At 45.2% G+C, this 21,630-nt stretch carries 16 protein-coding genes; 11 read left to right on the top strand and 5 right to left on the bottom strand.

Going from position 1 to position 21,630, the window contains the following annotated elements:
- The first annotated feature begins 158 nt into the window (after window positions 1-158).
- Entirely contained in the window at window positions 159-872 is a 714-nt protein-coding gene (locus tag ACQEXP_RS06095) for a helix-turn-helix transcriptional regulator (protein WP_269375136.1), read from the top strand.
- 14 nt (window positions 873-886) lie between these two features.
- Here ACQEXP_RS06095 and pdxH read toward each other — a convergent pair whose 3' ends face one another.
- On the bottom strand, window positions 887-1,522 hold the full coding sequence (gene pdxH / locus ACQEXP_RS06100; protein ID WP_269375137.1) for a pyridoxamine 5'-phosphate oxidase: 636 nt from the start codon (window positions 1,520-1,522) through the stop codon (window positions 887-889).
- A 212-nt stretch (window positions 1,523-1,734) separates the two neighbouring features.
- Here pdxH and ACQEXP_RS06105 point away from each other — a divergent pair, with 212 nt between their 5' ends.
- From ACQEXP_RS06105 to ACQEXP_RS06120, 4 genes are read left to right on the top strand one after another with little or no spacing between them, the layout of a single operon-like run.
- A complete protein-coding gene (locus tag ACQEXP_RS06105; protein WP_426968820.1) occupies window positions 1,735-3,126 on the top strand; it encodes an HlyD family type I secretion periplasmic adaptor subunit in 1,392 nt (463 codons plus the stop codon).
- Window positions 3,127-3,837: a transglutaminase-like cysteine peptidase gene (locus tag ACQEXP_RS06110; protein ID WP_426968821.1), complete on the top strand. Its 711-nt coding sequence runs from the start codon at window positions 3,127-3,129 to the stop codon at window positions 3,835-3,837. It abuts the gene before it with no gap.
- A gap of 5 nt (window positions 3,838-3,842) precedes the next feature.
- The gene (locus ACQEXP_RS06115; protein WP_269375139.1) at window positions 3,843-5,753 is read left to right on the top strand and encodes a bifunctional diguanylate cyclase/phosphodiesterase; all 1,911 of its coding nucleotides are present in this window, start codon (window positions 3,843-3,845) and stop codon (window positions 5,751-5,753) included.
- Window positions 5,754-5,770: 17 nt separating this feature from the next.
- Window positions 5,771-7,885: a type I secretion system permease/ATPase gene (locus tag ACQEXP_RS06120; protein ID WP_269375140.1), complete on the top strand. Its 2,115-nt coding sequence runs from the start codon at window positions 5,771-5,773 to the stop codon at window positions 7,883-7,885.
- A 73-nt stretch (window positions 7,886-7,958) separates the two neighbouring features.
- Here the strand turns inward: ACQEXP_RS06120 and ACQEXP_RS06125 are convergent, their stop codons facing one another.
- From ACQEXP_RS06125 to ACQEXP_RS06135, 3 genes are all read right to left on the bottom strand, one after another.
- Window positions 7,959-10,388: a glycosyl hydrolase family 18 protein gene (locus ACQEXP_RS06125; RefSeq protein WP_426968823.1), complete on the bottom strand. Its 2,430-nt coding sequence runs from the start codon at window positions 10,386-10,388 to the stop codon at window positions 7,959-7,961.
- 469 nt (window positions 10,389-10,857) lie between these two features.
- Complete coding sequence (locus ACQEXP_RS06130) at window positions 10,858-13,743, bottom strand: glycosyl hydrolase family 18 protein (protein ID WP_426968825.1); 2,886 nt, start codon at window positions 13,741-13,743, stop codon at window positions 10,858-10,860.
- A 333-nt stretch (window positions 13,744-14,076) separates the two neighbouring features.
- Window positions 14,077-15,474, bottom strand: a complete 1,398-nt coding sequence (locus tag ACQEXP_RS06135) for a tryptophanase (RefSeq protein WP_269375143.1) — start codon at window positions 15,472-15,474, stop codon at window positions 14,077-14,079.
- A gap of 424 nt (window positions 15,475-15,898) precedes the next feature.
- Here ACQEXP_RS06135 and ACQEXP_RS06140 point away from each other — a divergent pair, with 424 nt between their 5' ends.
- On the top strand, window positions 15,899-16,543 hold the full coding sequence (locus ACQEXP_RS06140) for a DUF2057 family protein (protein ID WP_426968827.1): 645 nt from the start codon (window positions 15,899-15,901) through the stop codon (window positions 16,541-16,543).
- Window positions 16,544-16,561: 18 nt separating this feature from the next.
- Here ACQEXP_RS06140 and ACQEXP_RS06145 read toward each other — a convergent pair whose 3' ends face one another.
- The gene (locus ACQEXP_RS06145) at window positions 16,562-17,839 is read right to left on the bottom strand and encodes an HD domain-containing phosphohydrolase (RefSeq protein WP_426968829.1); all 1,278 of its coding nucleotides are present in this window, start codon (window positions 17,837-17,839) and stop codon (window positions 16,562-16,564) included.
- A 223-nt stretch (window positions 17,840-18,062) separates the two neighbouring features.
- Between ACQEXP_RS06145 and ACQEXP_RS06150 the strand changes: the two genes are divergently transcribed.
- From ACQEXP_RS06150 to rsgA, 5 genes are all read left to right on the top strand, one after another.
- Window positions 18,063-18,602, top strand: a complete 540-nt coding sequence (locus ACQEXP_RS06150) for a GNAT family N-acetyltransferase (protein ID WP_426968831.1) — start codon at window positions 18,063-18,065, stop codon at window positions 18,600-18,602.
- A 94-nt stretch (window positions 18,603-18,696) separates the two neighbouring features.
- On the top strand, window positions 18,697-19,125 hold the full coding sequence (locus tag ACQEXP_RS06155; protein ID WP_269375147.1) for a hypothetical protein: 429 nt from the start codon (window positions 18,697-18,699) through the stop codon (window positions 19,123-19,125).
- On the top strand, window positions 19,122-19,715 hold the full coding sequence (locus tag ACQEXP_RS06160) for an SCO family protein (RefSeq protein WP_269375148.1): 594 nt from the start codon (window positions 19,122-19,124) through the stop codon (window positions 19,713-19,715). The genes ACQEXP_RS06155 and ACQEXP_RS06160 overlap by 4 nt, the downstream gene beginning before the upstream one ends.
- Before the next feature lie 4 nt (window positions 19,716-19,719).
- The gene (locus ACQEXP_RS06165; RefSeq protein ID WP_269375149.1) at window positions 19,720-20,166 is read left to right on the top strand and encodes a copper chaperone PCu(A)C; all 447 of its coding nucleotides are present in this window, start codon (window positions 19,720-19,722) and stop codon (window positions 20,164-20,166) included.
- Window positions 20,167-20,405: 239 nt separating this feature from the next.
- Entirely contained in the window at window positions 20,406-21,470 is a 1,065-nt protein-coding gene (rsgA, locus tag ACQEXP_RS06170; RefSeq protein WP_426968833.1) for a ribosome small subunit-dependent GTPase A, read from the top strand.
- Window positions 21,471-21,630 lie beyond the last annotated feature (160 nt).

Below are 21,630 nucleotides of genomic sequence, written 5' to 3' on the forward strand. Positions count from 1 at the left end.
TATGCTCAGTAATTTACTGAGTACATAGAACCTCTTCTACACGTCGACAAGATTTATCTTGTGTTTGCCAGTCATCCAACGATGCCTGGCATTTTTTATCGTACAGCACATGTGACTTTGGTATCATACTCACTCTGTTTAGTAAGAAGTTTTTTTAAGTGAACGAGCAGCAAGTCTCTTTATTCAGTCAACTCCCCGGGTTCTGGGGATGCAAAGACCTCAACTCTGTCTTTGTTTATGCTAACACTGCTTATGCCAAACTGATCGGTTTCGAGAAATCACAAGATTGTATTGGTCTTACCGACTTTCAAATGCCCAGTCCCACATCTCACTGCGCTGCTGATTTTGTTAAACAAGATCGGTATGTCATTGAAAACAATACGTCATTGAGAGTTCTCGATATTCACCCATACCCAGATGGCAGCTGGCGGGCGCATTTATTTACCAAAATCCCATGGCTAGATGATTCAGAAAAGATTCAAGGGACAATTTTTTATGGGCAAGAGTTGTCTGATACCGCAATTCTAGAAGTGGGTCACTGGATATGTCGCGCGACAGGTTTACCACCTGAAAGTAGTCTAATCGCAGAAACACCTACGACAACGCGCTTTGATCTCAAACTGACTAACCGAGAATCAGAAGCGCTGTTTTTACTGCTCTATGGTAAGAAACCCCACTACATCGCCACAATCATGAACATCTCGATAAAAACATTAGAAAGCTATGTCGCGAGACTGCGAGTAAAGTTTGGCGCTCATTCTAAAGCGCAATTGATCGATATGGCTCTAGAGCAGGGATATGGTTCTCACATACCTAAGACGTTATTAAAAAGACAGCTGTCTGTCGCCCTAGATAATGAATACGCCGCATAAAGCGGCGTATTTTTTTATGGTGCTAAGCGGTCAATATGCCACTCTTCAGCTTCTTTTGAAAACAAGAAGCGGTCGTGAAGGCGATGCTCACCGCCCTGCCAAAATTCGATACTTTGCGGCTTGATTCGAAATCCACCCCAGAAACTAGGCACAGGGATTTCGCCTTTTTCAAACTTTTGTTTGAGCTCTAGAAACTTACCTTCCAACACGCCACGAGCACTAATACGGCTACTTTGCTTACTGGCGATTGCCGCCAGCTGACTTGCTTTAGGACGAGAAGAAAAGTACTTCATGTTTTCGACCGCAGATAGCTTTTCAGCCACACCAGTAATATGCACTTGACGCTCAAGAGGATGCCAAGGGAAATGCAGGCTAACTTTTGCGTTCGCTTCAATCTGCTGAGCTTTACGGCTACCAAGGTTGGTATAAAAAACGAAACCATCTTGATTGACATCTTTTAGTAGCACAATTCGTTGAAAAGGTTGTCCTGATGCATCCACCGTTGCGACCGTCATTGCCGTTGGGTCAGTCAGCTTAGCGTCGATCGCTTGCTGAAGCCATAAATCGAATTGGGCAATTGGATCCGCTAGCAAGTCTTTTCTACGCAAGCCACCTTTGGTGTACTCACGGCGAATATCTTCAAGTTCCATCTTTTCTCCTTGGCGAAATTTTTTGTCGATTGTGCGCCCTTAATGACAAGAACTCAAGCCCAGTGCGATGGATAACGCTACACTCTATACAAACTAGCTATTAAAACATCGCTATATATCAATTAGGGGAACAAAACTGACAGCAAATCCTTAACATTTTAGGCAATGAATAATAAAATCAATCAAATAACACCATTTTACAAGGATCACCAATGAGTAAGAGCAGTTACAACAAGCTTACTCCTGACGAGCTGGATTACGTTGACGATAAAACAGCCGCTCTATTGCTAAATACGCCAAGCAGCGCTCGCATCATGCTGTGGGTAATGGTGGTCTTTTTCGTATTTGCCATTCTATGGGCATCATGGGCAGAGATCGATAAAGTGACCGTCGGTCAAGGTAAAGTTGTGCCTTCATCACAGGTTCAAGTGGTACAAAACCTTGAAGGTGGTCTGGTAAAAGAGATCTTGGTTCGCGAAGGACAAACTGTTGAGAAAGGTCAGCAGCTACTGCTTATCGATGATACTCGATTCCGCTCAGACTACCGCGAAAGAGAGCAACAGGTTGCCAACTTAACCGCAAGCGTTCTACAACTTTCGGCCTCGATCACCAGTGTCGATATCGATGAGGAGTTCGACGAAAATAATTGGCAAAAAAACGTCCAATTAAATTTTAATAAACTTGCTTTCCCACCTACTTTAAGTGAACTGCAACCAGACTTGGTTGCACGTCAGCGCGCTGAATATCGCCAAGATCTTAATAATCTTCGTAACCAGATTTCACTGATTGACCAACAGGTAAAGCAGAAACAACAGGATCTGGTTGAAATTCAGGCACGAATTAAAAACCTGCGTGAAAGCTACCGCTTTGCAAAAAAAGAGCTGGAAATCACCCAGCCTCTCGCTGATGAAGGGGTTGTACCGCGTATTGAGTTACTTAAGCTCCAGCGCCAAGTCAACGATACTCAACGTGAGTTAACCTCTAGTGAGCTAAAAATGCCGGTGCTTAAATCAGCGATTCGAGAGGCGATGTTGAGCCGCATCGACGCAGCGCAAAAGTTCCGTTCTGAGCAACAAGAGAAACTCAACCAAGCACAAGACAAGTTATCGTCGATGACGGAGTCAACGGTTGGACTGGAAGATAGAGTAAACCGTACCATCGTGACCTCACCTGTCACGGGTACAGTAAAAACACTCAACGTCAATACCGTCGGTGGCGTTATTCAACCAGGTATGGATATTGTTGAAATTGTCCCGAGTGAAGATACCTTGCTGGTTGAAGCAAAGATTGCTCCCCAAGATATTGCGTTTCTACGTCCAGAGTTACACACCATCGTTAAGTTTAGTGCTTATGATTTCACTAAATACGGCGGTCTAGAAGGCACCTTGGAACACATCAGTGCAGATACCACCACTGATGAAGAGGGCAACAGCTTTTATCTGGTTCGTGTTCGCACTAAAGAGACCAGTCTAGACAAAGATAACACCTTGCCAATCATACCTGGTATGACGGCTTCCGTAGACATTATTACTGGTAAGCGAACCATCCTCGAATATCTGCTCAAACCAATACTCAGCGCCCAAAACAACGCGCTAAAGGAATAGATGTATGGTCAATTACGTAGGGATGCACGCTTGAAAGTTCGCTTCATATTGAAGTCAGCATTAGTAGTTACACTACTTTTGCTGGCATCAACGACCTCGTTTGCTCTTAACACTCAAGAGCAACGTTGGGTTGATGCTGTGCGTAAAACCTACGGCGAACGCGCAGGGAGACGCGTTGAGACATGGCGCAAAGAGATGTCTCAATACAAATCGCTGTCTGAGCGTCAGAAACTGACTAAGGTCAACAATTTCTTCAACCAACTCAATTTTGTTAACGACATTAATTTGTGGGGACAAAATGATTATTGGGCAACGCCTCTCGAGTTTCTTGGTAGTAATGCGGGGGATTGTGAAGACTTTACCATCGCAAAATATTTCTCCCTGCTAGAACTTGGCGTTTCCGACAAAAAATTACGCTTAGTGTACGTAAAAGCTATCGAACTGAATCAATTCCATATGGTGCTCGCCTACTACTCAAAGCCAAGTGCAGAGCCCATACTGTTAGACAATATCAACCCAGAAATAAAACCAGCTTCAACGCGACGAGATTTGTTACCTATCTACAGTTTTAACGGTAAGAACTTGTGGTTAATGAAGTCGAAAAACGGACAACTCGCGGGGGAATCATCAAGGTTAAGCCTATGGAATGACCTACGTGCTCGCGAGAAATCGCTCAAACTTAATAAACCCATAGTTAACTATGATGAGTAGGCAATATGACGTTATATAAACAACTTGTCGCGGGCATGATTGCGGTGATTTTGATGTTATTGATTTCGGTGTTTATCATCGAATTCAACACAACACGAAGTAACCTCATTCAACAACAACGCTCTGAGGTGAACAACACCATCAACACCGTGGGGTTGGCTTTAGCTCCCTATTTGGAAGACAAGGACCAAGTGGCCGTTGAATCAGTAATCAATGCGCTTTTCGATGGCAGCAGCTATTCGATTGTGCGCCTGATCTTCCTAGACACTGGCGATGAAATACTCCGCTCATATCCGATCAAACCAAACAATGTGCCTAAGTGGTTCACTAACCTTAACTTGTTTGAGAAGATCCATGATCGTCGAGTCGTGACCAGTGGCTGGATGCAACTTGCCGAAGTAGAGATTGTGAGTCACCCTGGGGAAGCCTACACCCAGCTATGGCTTGCATTTGAACGTCTAGTGATTGCATTCTGTATCATCATGCTGATTGGCTTGTTCGCTATTTCATTTATCCTCAAGCGTGCGCTGCGCCCTCTTCAACTTATTGTCAATAAGATGGAACAGGTTGCTAAAAACCAGTTTGGCGAGCCGCTACCAAGACCAGCGACTCAAGATCTCATCTATGTGGTCGATGGTATCAACAGCATGTCGGCACAACTTGAAAAGTCCTTCCAAGCTCAAGCAAAAGAAGCACAACAACTGCGCGAACGCGCCTATATCGACCCGGTTTCACAACTGGGTAACCGCGCATACTACATGAGCCAACTGAATTCATGGATTGGTGAAGGGGGTATCGGTGGTGTTGCAATTTTAGAAGCTAGTTTTATCCGCGAATTGTATGATGACAAAGGCTACGAAGCAGGTGATGGAATGGTTCGTGAGTTAGCCGATCATCTTAAAGTTTCTCTCTCTTCGCCAAACGTGACACTCGCGCGCATCTCGACGGAAGAGTTTGGTTTCATCTTACCGAATACCGAAGAACCAGATCTCAAACTCATCGCAGAAAGTATCGTTACTTATGTCCAAGATATTAATGCCGACCCAACAGGTATGGCTACGTCTAACTTGGCGTTAGGCGTTGTTTACAACAAAGCCTCCACCAGCTCGTCGGAATTGTTAACCATGCTCGACAATGCTCTGGCCAATGCGAAATCAAATCCAGAGCTAAGCTATGGTTACGTAACTGGCGAACGCAGCGAAGGGCTGATGGGTAAACAGCAGTGGAAAAACTTGGTCGAAGAGGCTATCAGCAACGATTGGTTCAGTTTCCGCTTCCAGGCCGCTAATGACAGCTGGGGTAAGGCTTACCACAGAGAAGTGTTCTCTGCGATTGAGAAAGATGGGGAGCGATACAGTGCAAACCAATACCTATTCGCTCTTGAACAGCTTAACGCCAGTCATCTGTTCGATGAGTACGTTATCGAATCTATCGTCAAACGACTTGAATCTGGAGAGTTTGAAGAGCCGGTTGCCATTAACATTGCACAGAGCAGCATTTCACAACCAAGCTTTATTCGCTGGGTAACGCAACTGCTTAACAAGCACAATTCTATCGCGTCATTACTGCACTTTGAGATTCCAGAAAACTGCTTTATCAACTCTCCGCACCATACGGCGCTATTCTGTAATGCCGTCCGTGCTGCTGGCGCAGATTTTGGTGTTGACAACTATGGTCGTAATTTCCAATCATTGGATTACATCAATGAATTCCGTCCAGCTTATGTGAAGCTTGATTACTTGTACACGCATCACCTTGACGATGAGAAACAGAAGTTCACTCTGACTTCGATCTCTAGAACCGCCCACAACTTGGGGATAAAAACCATCGCATCGCGTGTCGAAACTCAGACTCAGCTGGATTTCTTATCAGAACACTTTATTGAAGTCTTCCAAGGCTTTATCGTAGATAAATAACAATATAAAGGTATAGCATGCAGGATCCGCTATTAAACTCGCTTATCTACGTCAGTCGATACTACGGTTTAGCAAATTCTCCAGAGGCACTTATCAATGGCTTACCGCTTTCAGACGGTAAGCTAACTCCTTTTCTTTTCCCGCGTTCCGCTGAACGCGCAGGCTTAGTGGCGAAAGAAAACCGATCGGCATTGACTGAAATATCTCAATTAGTCCTTCCGGTGGTGTTGATACTTAAAAGTGGCGATGCTTGTGTATTAAACAGCATCAATAACGATCAGAGCGAAGCCGAAATTGTAACCGGAGAGTCAGGCTTGGTACCCATTTCGATTCCACTCAAGGAATTGGAAGAGCTCTACATAGGGCGCTACTTTCTGGTCAAAAAGCAGTTCCGCTATGACGAACGCTCCCCTGAAGTACTCAAGACGCGTGAAGGACACTGGTTTTGGGGAACTATCTGGCAATCGAAAAAGATCTACCGCGATGTTCTCATCGCCTCAATTTTGATCAACTTGTTTGCGATCGCAGCCCCTATGTTTACCCGCTTAGTCTATGACAAAGTGGTACCCAACCTCGCATTCGAAACACTTTGGGTATTAGCGAGCGGTATTTTTGTTATTTTCTTATTTGATTTAACCCTCAAATTGCTGCGCAGCTATTTTATTGATGTCGCTGGCAAGAAGTCTGACATTCTCATTTCATCGAAACTATTTAGTAAAGTCATGGGCATCCGTATGGAAGCGCGCCCCGCGTCAGTCGGTGCCTTCGCGAGACACTTGCAAGAGTTTGAGTCTATCCGTGAGTTCTTCACTTCAGCGACAATTGGCTCACTTATCGACTTACCCTTCGCCATCATCTTCCTGATCTTAATCTGGTTGATGGCAGGTAATCTCGTTATCGTGCCTATCGTCGGTGTACTGATCCTGATCGTCTACTCCATGCTGATTCAAGGACCACTCAGACATGCTATTGAAGAAGGCTCTCGATTGGCATCACAGAAGTACGCTAACCTCATTGAAAGCCTTGCCGGGCTTGAAACCGTCAAGCTGTTTGGTGCTCAAAGTCAATTCCAGTTCCGCTGGGAAGAAGCCGTCGCTCACATGGCGAACTGGAACATTAAGAGCCGCAGAATCACAGATGGTATTCAAAATACCGCAGGCTTTGTTCAGCAAGCTTCTAACGTCGGTATGATTATACTGGGTGTTTACTTGATCGCAGAAGGAGACCTAACAATGGGTGGCCTAATCGCGGCGACAATGCTCAGTGGCCGAGCCATTGGTCCTATGGTCCAACTTTCTCTGCTATCGACCCGTTACAACCAAGCAAAATCGTCAATGACCATCATTGAGCAGGTTATGTCGATGCCGGATGAACAAGAACAAGGTAAACGTTACATTCACCGCCCTATCATCCATGGCAAGATAGAGCTCGATAAAGTGACCTTCCACTATCCAGATTCACCGATTGCCTCTATCCGTGATTTAAGTTTGACCATCAACCCAGGTGAAAAAGTTGCCGTCATTGGTCGAATTGGTTCCGGTAAGACCACGCTAGAGCGATTGATCATGGGGCTTTATAAGCCGACCGAAGGTCATGTGCGTATCGACGACACCGATATTGATCAGCTGCACCATATTGATATTCGCCGTAACATTGGCTGTGTCCCTCAAGATAGTCAATTGTTCTATGGCAGCATCCGCGACAACATCACTCTTGGTCGACCATTAGCAGACGACCGTGATGTACTCGATGCGGCAAACCGAGCCGGCGTGACTGTCTTTACTCAGCAAGATCCTGCTGGTTTAGAACGTCAGGTTGGCGAAGGCGGTATGCTACTTTCAGGCGGGCAACGTCAAGCTGTCGCTATCGCGCGTTCATTACTCGGTCGTCCACCCGTTCTACTGTTGGACGAACCAACCAGTGCGATGGATAACCGCTCAGAAATGCACATTAAGCAGCAACTAGCCCAACTTAAGGCGAGTGAAACCTTGATTTTGATTACCCACAAGACGTCGATGCTCGATGTGGTTGACCGCGTCATTGTGATGGAAAAAGGCTGTATCATCGCAGACGGTCCGAAATCAGAAGTTCTCAACAACCTTAAACAAGGTAAAGTAAGAGCTGTCAACTAATCCGTGGTTCTATCAGGAACTCCACAAGAAGAGCCATTCGGTCACCCGAATGGCTTTTTTATATCAAATGAACTTATCTAAATAGACTGGTGTGAGAGCCAAAAAGGAATGACCAGACATATTGTAGAATAGGACTAAATGGTGATTTGACGATGACAGTTACCGACTTAGTGGTCGATGTTTCCCCATCGCTGACCACAGCAGTAAACGTCAATGGTGTATCTCTGACGTAAAATGGCGCATTAAATGACAATGCTTCGTCACTCAGTTCCACTCGAACTCTCTGGATCTTCATTAAAGAAGGAATATCCCAGCGATAAGAGAGTTGATCACCGTCGGGATCATAGGATGACAAATTGATCACTACTCTTTCTCCCCACTCCACAGTGTTGGGAGCAGTTAATTCAATAACCGGAGCTTGATTTTCTGGTGACGGATTGATTGTAATGACAACGGTATCCGTTGCAACAGCGCCTTGATCATCAGTCACTGTCAGTTGAAAAGTGATCATTTCAGTTTGTGTTACATCATCAATATATACACTTGCCTGTGCGCTATCAGATTGATTGATTACTGTAGGAGAACCCGATAGCTGAACCCATTGATAACTGACAATAGTGCCGTCGCTATCCATTGACCCACTACCATCAAGAGAAACCGTTGTTGGGCCAACCACAATCATATCTGCACCAGCGTTAGCAATTGGGGCTTCATTTGGAACTTCGATATTTTCTCCACTGGCAAAACCTTCATGCATAGCGTTCAAGATATCGCCGTTGTCCGCATCAAGCTCCCACGCAAACAGGCCTGCTAGCCCCATCTGACGCGCATACTGACCTTTTGCATTCACCGATCGTGAATCATCAAATGTTATCAATTGTCCCGAAGAAGGATTCCACACCCACGGCGCTTGAGCTTGTTCATCATAGCCGTATTGGAAGCCGTTTATGCCCGTGTTATCAGGTCCTAACATCAGTGATTTAATTGCTTTGTAGTCGATTACTCCAGGTTCCCAAACACCTTGATACGAAGAACCTGTAAGAGGGCCATTGCCCGTTCCCGTCATAGGATCATTAGGATTAGCCAATGACTCCGGTACGACGCCTTCCCAACCACGGCCAAACATTGCGGCGCCAAGCACCAGCTTATTGGCAGGAACACCTTGGTTCAACAAAGCACGGATACCATTATCAGAACTGTAGGCTGGACCTTGGTAAAGATTACCGCTTTCATCAACCCCAGTTCCGTCACACTCTCCAGGTCGCATAAAGCTTCCACAGTAAAGTGCCGTCTGATGGCCTAGCACATTGTTCCAAGCGCCATAAAAGTCATACGTCATAGCGAAAATGTAATCCAGATACTGAGCAGCATCTGCATAATTGACGTCTTCAATTTTGTCGTAACCAGCGCCAATCGCCGAAGTAAGCTGATAGGTTCGACCACTTTCTTCTTCCAGCTCATCTAGCATTGCTCGCAGCTCTTGAACCAATGCCACATAAGCGGGACCATCATTGGCGGCATCACCTAAAGCGGATGACGCACCACCTCCACCGGGAAATTCCCAATCGATATCAACGCCATCATAGAACTTCCACGTTTTTAAAAAACGTTTAACCGAAGCGACAAAGGTGTCTCGATTATCTTTAGAGGTAAAGTCAAAGAATGGGTCAGACAGTGTCCAGCCACCAATCGAAGGGATGATTTTAAGATCAGGGTTACGTTGTTTTAGTGCCATCAGCATGCCGTAACTGCCTTTGATCACTGAACTGCCGTCATGACCCGCCTGTTCAAATGGTTTTTGATAGGCAGCCCATGGGTCATGGACAACCACTTCATAGTCTGGAACACCCTGACACGCTGAAACTAACGCTGCGTAACTGTTTTGATTAGCCGCCATAAGTGAGTTATTAGGGCCACAAATTGGGATAAAGCCATATAGCAGATGGGTTAAATTGTCTGCCGGAATCTTGTCTACCGTATAATCTCGACCATAGATTCCCCATTCAACAAAATAGCCTCCCATGACAGTATTCGAATCCGTGTTATAAGACTGGTTATTTGGATCAATATTTAGCGGCAATGGTGCCAGATGAGAACCATCCGTATCAGCGATCACTAACTCTAACGGAGCGCTTGTGCTACAACCTGACGAGTCGCAAGCTTCCACTGTCATCTGGTATTGACCACCGTCACTGTAATCGAAACTTGCAACGGTTTGGCGGCTCGAAATGACACCTTCAGACACTTGGTTTCCGTCAAAATAGATCTTGTAGGTCTCGCCTGTTTCTCCTGTCATTTGGCTAAAGGCAATGGTGATTGGGATCTGATCGTGGTACTGAACCATCTGGGTATAACCTGATGGCGCATCCATCGATAATTCTATTTTTGAATACTTCAAATTATTCGAGCTACCAATGTCAACTACTGGGGCGACAGGAGTGGCAGTCGCAATGCCTGACGTTGCCAAAGCAATACTCGCGGCACATAAAGAAATACGATTCATACCTTTTCTCTCTTTCTTATTCACAAACTAACTCATTGAGCTCAAATGCTCTATGAGAGCATCGCTACAGCTATCTATTTAAGTCAGTTTGTTTGCTGAGTAAAAAAATAGAATAGGTTTTAGAATTAAGGTCAGGTAATAATAATTCCTTCTCATTTCGTAGGATTAGAAAAGTCCACATCGAGCCAAAAACATCTAAGCTTCTGCTAATAAAATAAACTCTAATAATTTGAATTATAAGAGTTTACTCAATAAAGTAATTATTTAGCCTTAACTCACCCTAGATTAAAGAAACACTCCTAAATTGTAGGGAAGATTCTGCGGATGGTTATTTCATAGCAACTCTGAATGAATCGGATAATTGTTGCCAAAAACGCCCAATTGAGTCGAAATAATTACTGAGTTCCTCAATGAAAAAAGCCACTCGATACCTCAAGTGGCTTTTAATTTAAATAACTACTGATCTAAGTTATTGTGCAGAACAGTTAGCGACGCCAACTTGTTTCCATACATCCCACGGACCTGAATCCGATGGATTTTCACCTGGCTCAGCGTACCATTTGTTTTCCCATACATACCCATCCCAAACAACTTGAGTACCAGGCACACTGTACGCGACAGATGAGTCCCACTGGTTGTCACATTGAGCACCACTTACATCGGTGTTGTCTTCAGTTCCACCAGTGCTTGCGCCTGTGTCTGTCTCCACGTTACCGTCTGAAGTATCCGTACCACCTAGGTCACCCGTCGAACCTGTCGAGTCTGTCGAGTCTGTCGAGTCTGTCGAGTCTGTTGAGACTCCAGATGTCTCTCCTCCAGCGCTACAATCGGCGACACCAACTTGTTTCCAAGTTCCCCAAGGGCCTGAATCAGATGGGTTGTCACCAGGGTTGGCATACCATTTGTTTTCCCAAACATAACCATCCCAAACGACTTGAGTGCCAGCTACGCTATAAGCAGCGGTAGGATCCCAAAGGTTGTCGCACTGTCCACCAATAGTGCCAGCAGCAAGTACTAGTGTTGTCGCTGACGCTGATGACACCGCCTGACCATCACTTACTGAAACAGTGAACGTTAGCAAGGTATCTTGGCTGTACTCGGGTGCAACAAAACTCACAGTCGAACCATTGTCGGTAACAGTAATGCCAGCAGGAACCTCCCAGCTGTATGTGAGTGGATCGTTATCTGCATCAGTCGCTGCAACACTAACAACAACCTGCTCACCGTTATTCACACTTGCTGGTGCAGTGATGTTGACAACGGGAGCTTGGTTTTCAACCTCAGGTTCAGTCGGAGTAACCGTCACTTGCACAGAGTCGGTCGCCGTCGCCCCTTCGTTATCAGTCACAGTCAGTTCAAACGTAAGTATTTCTGCCTGTGTTACTTCAGCCACGTTGAAGCTCACTAGAGCGCTATCGGCACCATTCAGGACGACCGGAGTACCGGAAACTTGGTTCCAATGATAGCTCACGATAGTACCGTCTCGGTCACTCGAGGCGCTGCCGTCCAGCGAAACGGTAGCAGGTCCAACAACAACAGTATCCACACCCGCTTGTGCCACAGGACTGCGATTCACCGGAGTACCACCGGAGAGACCTTCGTGCATCGCATTTAGAATATCACCGTTGTCAGCGTCGATTTCCCATGAAAATAGACCTGCAAGACCAAGTTGACGAACGTAGTTACCTTTTGCAATGACTGATCGCGAATCATCAAATGTGATCAGTTTCCCTGATGTTGGATTCCAAAGCCAAGGGGCTTCTGCTTGCTCATCATAGCCATATTGGAAGCCGTTGATACCCGTATTGTCAGGCCCCAGCATGAAAGACTTAATACCCTTATAGTCAATGACGCCCGCCTCCCATACACCTTGAGCACTGGTTCCCGTTAACGGTCCGCTACCCGTGCCAGTCATTGGGTCACTTGGATCAGCAAGAGTATTTGGAGTTACCCCTTCCCAACCACGGCCATACATAGCAGCGCCTAGCACCAACTTGTTGGCAGGAACACCTTGTGCCAATAAGGCTTGGATACCGTTGTCAGATGTGTATGCTGGCCCTGGGTATGGTTCACCATTTTCATCTAAGCCCGAACCATCACACTCTCCAGGTCGCATAAAACTACCACAGTAGAGCGCGGTCTGATGACCGAGAACATTGTTCCAACCGCCATAGAAGTCATATGACATCGCAAAGATGTAATCCATGTATTGAATCGCTTCGCCATAGTTAACATCTTCAATTTTGTCATGGCCGACACCAATCGCTGACGTCAATTCGTATGTACGACCAGTTTCGGCCTCAAGCTCATCAAGCATAGAGCGCAGTTCACGCATCAAAGCAACGTAAGCAGGACCATCATTGACAGGGTCACCCAAATTGGCTGCCGCACCACCGCCACCAGGGAATTCCCAGTCAATATCTACGCCATCATAGAACTTCCATGTTTTCAGGAAGCGCTTAACCGAGGCAACGAACGTGTCACGATTTGCTTTAGTAGTAAAATCAAAAAATGGGTCTGAAAGCGTCCATCCCCCTACAGAAGGGATGATCTTTAAGTCAGGATTACGCTGTTTGAGCGCCATCAACATTCCATAGTTGCCTTTAATTGGTGTTTTATTAACGTGACCCGCTTGAGTAAAGGATTTCTGATAGGCTGCCCAAGGGTCATGAATCACGACTTCATAATCTTGCATCCCTTGACACGCAGTTGCTAAAGCCGAATAGCTATTGCCGCCGATTGCTCTTAGTGACTCATTCGGACCACAGATAGGAATGAAGCCATATAAAATGTGCGTCAGATTATCCGCAGGTAAATTATCAACGGTGTATCCTCTTCCGTAGATACCCCATTCAACAAAATAAGTACCCACTACAGTGTTAGGATCGGTGTTGTAAGATTGATTATTCGGGTCAACGTTCATATCAAGTGGTGCTAAATGTGAACCGTCCGTATCAGCAATGACCAATTCTGCCGGATTGCTTGAAGCACAACCCGAAGCGTCACACGCTTCAACGGTCAATTGGTATCGACCTGCTTGGTTGTAGAGGAAGTTGGCGATCGTTTCACTGCCAGTAATGGGGCCAGTAGCCACTTGTTGCCCATCGAAATAAATCTTATATGTGTCCCCAGTGATCGGGCTGCTCCACTGATTGAACTTGATTGCAACAGCAACATCATCGTTATACTGAACCATCTGGTTATAACCAGCGGGTGATCCCATTGCCAGTTCAACCTTCGAATACTGAAGATCATTAGAGCCACTTACATCTACGACTGGGACTGCGGGGGCTGCCGCTGCTGTGCCAGAGATCACCATAGCGATGCTCGCGGCCACCAAGGTTATCCGATTCATACCTATTTCTCTCACTACTTGTTGTTTGGCGCAATTTGCCAACGATAGATCTGCTCCCTTATAAACAAAGAAACATCCCGACAAGTATTTAAGAAACTTTCTTCATGTAGCAAAAGAATAACTGTTAACTTCGAGCCAAATTAAGAAATTAACAACTCATTATCATATTGTTACATTACAACAAAGACATTGAGCCAAAATTCAAGGTGATAGCATTATGTAGCAAAACAAAATGGTTGTAGGAAACTTCCTAGATGATATGACTATTAATTGTTGATTTTTTGAAATATGGCACCGCAAGAAAGTGGTGCCATTTTTTATCATTTTAACGTGTTACTTCGACTTAAAACGCGCCGTAAAATGACGAAGAACGGGCGGTTCATATTCAAAAGTAAGCCCTTTTAGCTCATGTGCACGCTCTTTTAACTCGATAATCGCATCCGCAATGTAATCCATATGATCGTTGGTGTAGACACGACGCGGAATCGTCAAACGCATTAGCTCGAGCTCTGATGCTTTCTGTTCCCCCGTCGCAGGGTCACGACCTAACAATAGTGAACCAATCTCGACAGCTCGAATTCCGGCTTCTAGATATAAAGCATTACACAGTACCTGAGCAGGAAACTCATCTGCTGGGATATGTGGAAGAATCTTCGCAGCGTCGACAAAGACTGCATGCCCACCCGTTGGATACTGGATTGGGATACCTGCCTCTCTTAGTCGCTCACCCAAATACGCTACTTGACTGATACGATAGTGAAGATAGTCCTCATCTGCACCTTCATACAGACCACGAGCTAAGGCTTCCATATCGCGTCCCGCCATACCGCCATAAGTAACGAATCCTTCCATTGGAACACAGCGGGTACGTACGGCCTGAAACAACTCTTCATGATCCCGAATACAACACAGGCCACCGATATTAACCATTGGATCTTTTTTCGCAGACATCGTCAGCATGTCGCCGTACTGGTACATTTCGCGAATGATTTCTAAGATCGACTTATCTTGGTATCCCGCTTCTCGTTGTTTTATAAAGTAAGCGTTCTCACAGTAGCGTGCGGAGTCGATAACCACTGGAATGTCATTCTTAGCAGCAATCTCATAGACAGCACGCATGTTTGCCATCGAGACAGGTTGACCACCCGAGCTGTTGCACGTGACCGTAGTGATGATGGCACAGATGTTTTCCGCGCCATATTCAGCAATAGTGGATTGGAGCTTGTCGAGATCAAAGTTACCTTTCCAATCATATGGCGTGGTGGTGTCAAAGGCATGTTTATCAACCACGTTGATTGCCTTGCCACCATTCAACTCAATATGACCCGCCGTTGTATCAAAGTGGTAATTAGAGATAAAAACTGGATCTTTGCCGCCACGTACGGTTTTCATACGTTCGATCAGCGCCGGAAATAGAATCTGTTCAGCACCACGCCCTTGGTGGGCAGGAACGGTAAGCTTATAGCCAAAAAAGTGTTCCACAGCGGCACAAAGATTGTAGTAGTTACGGCTACCAGCATACGATTCGTCACCCATCATGAGACCGGCCCACTGATTGTCACTCATGGCACCGGTTCCAGAATCGGTTAACAGGTCAATATAGACGTCATCACTTCTAAGCAAAAATGGATTTAATCCCGCTTCGTTCAACGCTTTAACACGATCGTCATAAGTCGTCATTTTGATCGGTTCAACCATTTTGATACGGAAAGGTTCTGGGATACGTTTCATTGTTAATTTCCTTTAGATAGATCTGTTCTATTCGCGATGTCATGTCGCGAATGAGTTTAATTAAGATGTATTTAATTAGGCGCGAGCGCACCTGAGGGAATTAACGAAACGTTGACTCTTTATTGAGTAAAGATAGGGTGTAGTCAATGTTATACCATGACGACAACACTAGTCTGTTGTCTAACATATCTGTATATGCCACAGCATCATCCTCCTGATTCATTGAACACTTCATTGAGTATAGCGGAAACAAAACGCCAGTTACCGTGAAACATAGCTCAAATTTATCATTCGCAACGCGTACTCATATAAGTGACATTACGCTTTGATGAATTTTTCAAACTTCTCACATTTGTTTATTGAAATCATTGAGTGAGCTAGGCACTCTCTTAAACAATAAGTGCCTGTTTACTAGGAAACAAAAATGAAAATTAGAACAACACTACTTGCCGCTGTAACGCTAGGTATCAGCGCCACTGCTGCTGCGGATGTCACAATCGCTATTCCAGATACCATTGATGTTTTGGTGGTTAACGACAGTAGACCCGATGTCTCTGGCAGTATTTTTTCGGCCACCAAGACCCTGACCCTACCCGATGGTGAGAACCAAATTTTGTTCAAGTACCAGCCCTATTTCGATCAAGGTAAAGACCGCATCATTCTAGAAAGCGATCCCATCATTGGTACCTTTACCGCCAGTGACACTCAGCTAGAGTTTGATTTGCCTAAATATCGCAACGAGCACGACGGCGCGAAGCAAATTCGTAACCTTGAATGGGCATTGATCGATACTAGTGGCCAAGCGATCGAAATGAAGCAAGACAAACTGGTGAAAGATGGTATGCAGATTGGGCGCAACCATCAAATTGAACTGGCGGATTACAACAGAAGAGGCGGAGTTGCGGCAGTTTCAACTACCGCAGTGGTTGCCGTCACTCTTCCAGCTAAACTGGATCAGAAAAACGTTCAAGTTGGAGACAATACCGCTGAAGAGATGCTCCATTTTTGGTACAGCAAGGCCGACGCGGAGACTCAAGCTCGCTTCAAAGCCTTTATCAATAAGCAGTAATGTCAATCGTGCCAGCGGCTATGCGACCGCTGGCTCATCGTAAGGCTGGCCAATTGAGATTCGGTAACACTCTGCAGCGTTCGCGACCAAGCAGCCAAACACTTGCCTATCTAACTTTCCTTTATCAACTAAGTCACCAATAATGCTGATTGCATTCTCCAGCGGCAAACCTGCTCGATAGGGTCTCGACTGAGTGAGTGCTTGAAAAACATCGGCAACCGCAACCAGTCGGCTAGGGCCATCTAAGCTTTCGGCTGTCAGTCCTAGAGGATAGCCTGACCCATCCAGCCTCTCATGATGGTTAGAGGCCCACTGAATCACTTTCGAGTTAGTAAACATACTTTGTAACGCATGCCTAGAGTCCGTAGCATGGCGCTTAATACACGAATACTCCTCATCTGTCAGTGCGCTTGGCTTATGCAAGATAGAGCTTGGCGTTTTAAGCTTGCCAATATCATGAATAAGACCAGCGAGATAAAGCGTTCGACTAGTTTGGTTGGAATACCCCAGTTGTCGAGCCATAAACTCGGTCAGTTGGGCTACGTGTAACGAATGCTGATAGGTGAACGAACTCTTCGCATCAACAATCTGTGCAAACAGCTCCGCCACTTCAATCGAACCTTCCAGACCAATCTCACTGGAAAACAGGGGCATTTGCGAGAAAGTGTTAGATAGATTCTCTATGTATCTGGCTTCCATAGAAAACCAAAAGTCATCACACGCTATCAAATCGGTCATCTGCTCGACCTGACTCGGTTCAAACATGGTTCCCGAATTCGCCTTTAACTCACAGAGTATCGTTTGTTTTCCTTCATCGGTAATGTTGCCGAATGCGTCGAGTGATACTTGGCTGTGCAGATAGTCGAGACGATCCGAGAGAAAAACCAGCGCTGCATACTGCTTGTTTTCTTCACTTACAACGTCAAGCCGAGACAAATCCTTCCACCATGTATGATGGTAGAGAATGGGGATCGCGAGATCAGACAGATGGCGACAAGCATGTAACAGCTCATAGCCTTTAACACAATGACTCTCTGTACTTCGCGGAACAAAGTTTTGTAGTAGCTCTGTACGTTCCGCCGTTTCAGATACTCCACAATCATGAATCAAGCCAAGAGAAAACACGGTTTGTGCTCTCTCTTCACTCCACCCCAGTCGCTGCGCACATCGATAAGCAATGTAGGCAACCCTGTGGCCATGATAAATATCGTCTACTCCAACCGCGTCCAGTGCATAAGCGATTTCAAACAACACTCGACGTAAATCAACATTTACGTCTTCCTTGGGCAATTTCATTCGAACACTTAAACTGATTATTAATAATTTTTATCGTACGAGGGTAAACTATAGGACTACTCTCTAACCACAATTTATGAAAGGTTATTAACAGATTTGTGACTTGTGCAACGTAGTGCATTATTTTCGTGCTAGAAATGGCATTAATTTACAATCTGAGCATATAGCCATCACCTTTTAAGTCTGTTAGTTTGGAACTAAACAAATATGCAAATGAGACACTATGTTTAGCCAAAAAATTGATGACGACATTTCTATCGCCCTTGTCCAAGAGTCGTTCGCACCAAAGTACACATCATTGATTCAAGAACAGATAGACTATCTGTCACAGTGGTTGGCATGGCCTCGGCACTGCAATAGTGAGCAAGATTTTCGCCTATTTGTTCAACGAGCGTTGCACGAATATGCCGATGGAAAATCTATGACTTGTGCGATTTTCTATCGGGGAGAACTGGTTGGAAACTGCAGTTTCAATAGCATCAATTACGATACGCTATGTGCTGAAGTTGGTTACTGGCTATCTCAGCACCATCAAGGCAAAGGAATCATCACTCGAGTCGTCACATTCCTGATTACATATGCGTTTGAGCAACTACAGCTAGAGAAAGTACAACTTTCTGCCGCAGTAGATAATCAAGCCAGTCGGCAGGTGGCTGAAAGAGTCGGAATGACGTTAGAAGGAATCCTGACTAATCAGGAAAAAATTGGATCACGTATTCTCGATCACGCCATTTATGGTATCAAGAACCGTCGAGCTCGCTAGGCTTGATAATGAGCACATTTTTACTCGTTATCTCATAGATTTATGGCGTTATGTGCTAGCATTGAACTCGCTATAAATCCTAGAGATGGACATCATGCCTACAATCGCAAAGTTACTGCTAATCATTGCCGCTCTTGGTGGTGGGTTCTTTGCCAGTGACCTAATTTCTTGGTTCCAGTCGACGCAGCAATCAGTTTCTCTTGATCAATACTGTTTGCTAACAACCAAGAGCTGCCAACATAACGAAGTGGCGATATATGTCGACAAAGATACCAGTCAGCCATTAGTCCCAACCCAAATCGATGTTACTTGGCCGCAATCCGACAGTGAATATCTTCTCTTGTCTCTACAAGGGTATGAAATGGACATGGGAACCGTGGTCTTCAAGCTGGATAAAACTCCACAAGGTGGCTTTTCTGGTCAGATAATCCTACCTGTTTGCACAACTGAGGCAATGACTTGGTACGGTACGGTCAGCGATAGCAAAGAATCAATAAAAACCTCAATAAGGATGGAACGATGAGTCGTAATTGGTCGTTAATTTTAGTCGTCGCATTTGTGCTTGGTTTTGGGCTAAAAAGCTACCTTGATCAACAACCTAAATCAGCGTCAGTAGAACAATCTGATTCGAAGGTAGTGTTATTTGGAGAAAATAATCAGCCTGTTGACCTGTTCGACAGCCAGGATACTCGTATACGCGTTGTTTACTTTGGCTTCACTCGCTGTCCTGACGTTTGTCCGACCTCACTTGCCATGCTAGCGGGTGCGTTAAATCAAGTCGATGACGAGGTGAAAAAACAATTTCGACCAATATTTATTTCCCTTGATCCAGAGCGTGATGCCGCCTCTGATTCTTACAAGTACGCACAATATTTCCACCCGATGATCGAGGGGTTATCTGCACCACTTGAAATAACGACACCGCTTGCCCATAAATATGGCGTTATTTTTCGCAAGACCGAGTTAGAAAACTCGCAGTTGAAATACACGCTCGATCACAGCTCTTATTTCTATTTCCTAAAACCAGATGGCACATTAATTACCAAAGTGCCACACACACTGACACCAGCTCCGCTGGTCGAAGCCTTTAAAACTGTTATCTCAGAAGGATAGTTGAATGAAACTTAAAGCCCTCTTACTAGCGACGTTGGTTCTTAGTCCAATGGCTCACGCTAAAATGGACATCATGGCACATCACACTTATGCGCGTGCGACGCCACCAACAGCCGTAACGAGCGCCGTATTCGGTGAATTTATGAACAGAGGTGAACAAGACCGCTATATTGTCTCTGCTACAACCGAAGCGGCAGGCAAGGTTGAACTTCACGATGTGATTAAAGAGGGTGAAGTGATGAAAATGCGTCAGGTTGACCGCATTACCATCCCTGCGAAAGGAAAAGTTGAGTTAAAGCCGGGTAGCTTGCACATCATGCTATTCGATCTCAAACAGCCACTAGCGGAAAATCAAGAAATCGACGTCCAACTCACCTTCGCAAATGGTGAACAATACACTTTCACCGCACCGGTGAAAAAAGTCATGAGCGGAATGCAACACAAGCACTAAAAATAGTGACGATCAGAGGTGGGCATTCGCCCTCCTCTTTTGCTAGAATTGCACAAAACTGAAACAGTTCCATAGGAGGATACGATGATTGTACTAACAACCCACCCGGCAGGAACGGCGAAGCTTGGTTAATTAAAACTCCCCTTCCCTTCTCATTGCCCGGTGTATCTCAAACCGGGGTCTTAGACCCTAGCAAATCTAATGAATAGATACAGATTTTCTGTAAGCTTGGGGCATATATGAATACCAAAGCACAACCAGCAATGTCATTAACGACGCTTGGCTGGAACAATCTTTTTCAACAACAGTTAACACTTGAAGATATAGAACAACAACGAATCGCCGCACGAGTCATTGAGCACCATAGAAGCGGATACAAGTTGCTGTGTGAGTTAGGCGAAGTCAACTTAGAAATTCACAAGTCTCTACCTTCCATGACGGTAGGTGACTGGGTTTTGCTCGATGCTGACACTCGATTTGTCCGTCTTTTAGAACGTCAGTCGCTCTTTCAACGCAAAGCGGCCGGCAGTAAAGTCTCTGAACAACTCATTGCCGCAAACGTGACGTCTCTGTTTATTGTTTGCTCGTTGAACGATGACTTCAACCTCAGCCGGATCGAACGGTACTTGGCTATCGCTCATGAAGCAGAGGTAGAGCCTGTTATCGTCTTAACGAAAGCAGACCTAACCGAGCAACTCGATGAGAAAAAGACACAAGTTCAAAAGCTAGACCCTCTGCTAATGGTTGAGTCAGTCAATGCATTGGACCATCAACAGTGTCAACGTCTTCTTGCTTGGTGTAATAGCGGTAAAACCGTTGCGTTTATGGGCTCTTCAGGGGTAGGTAAGTCAACCTTGGTCAACAGTTTATTGCAGCAACAGGCGCAGCAAACGGGTGGAATCAGGGAGAGTGACAGTAAAGGACGCCATACGACAACAAGTCGCTCTTTACATTTCATGCCTAGCGGCGCAGTGCTCATTGATACTCCTGGAATGCGCGAACTCCAGTTGGTTGACTGTGCCGATGGCGTTGCAGAAACCTTCTCTGACGTAGAATCTCTTGCTGCACAATGCCGCTTCTCAGACTGCCAACACCAAGACGAGCCAGGTTGCCGTATTCGCGAAGCGATTGAATCAGGTCATCTCGATCAAAGAAGGCTGAATAACTACCTTAAACTTATCCGCGAGCAACAGCACAACAGTGCAACTATTGCGCAAAAACGGGCCACATATAAACAACAGACCAAGTATTACAAGAGAGTACAAAATGCTCACCGTAACCAAAAACACGTGAGCGATTACTAAAACATAAAGGGGGCAATCGCCCCCTTTTGTTATTTACCAATTTAATACACATTTAAAACATATAATTCACATGAAATGAATTATCTTAATTTTTCATGCTAGTTTTCAATTAATCCTAGACACATTATTTCAAGTCGCTAGTATTAACGACTCAGTTAGC

The organism is Vibrio sp. TRT 1302, from assembly GCF_050113875.1.
Classification (GTDB): domain Bacteria; phylum Pseudomonadota; class Gammaproteobacteria; order Enterobacterales; family Vibrionaceae; genus Vibrio.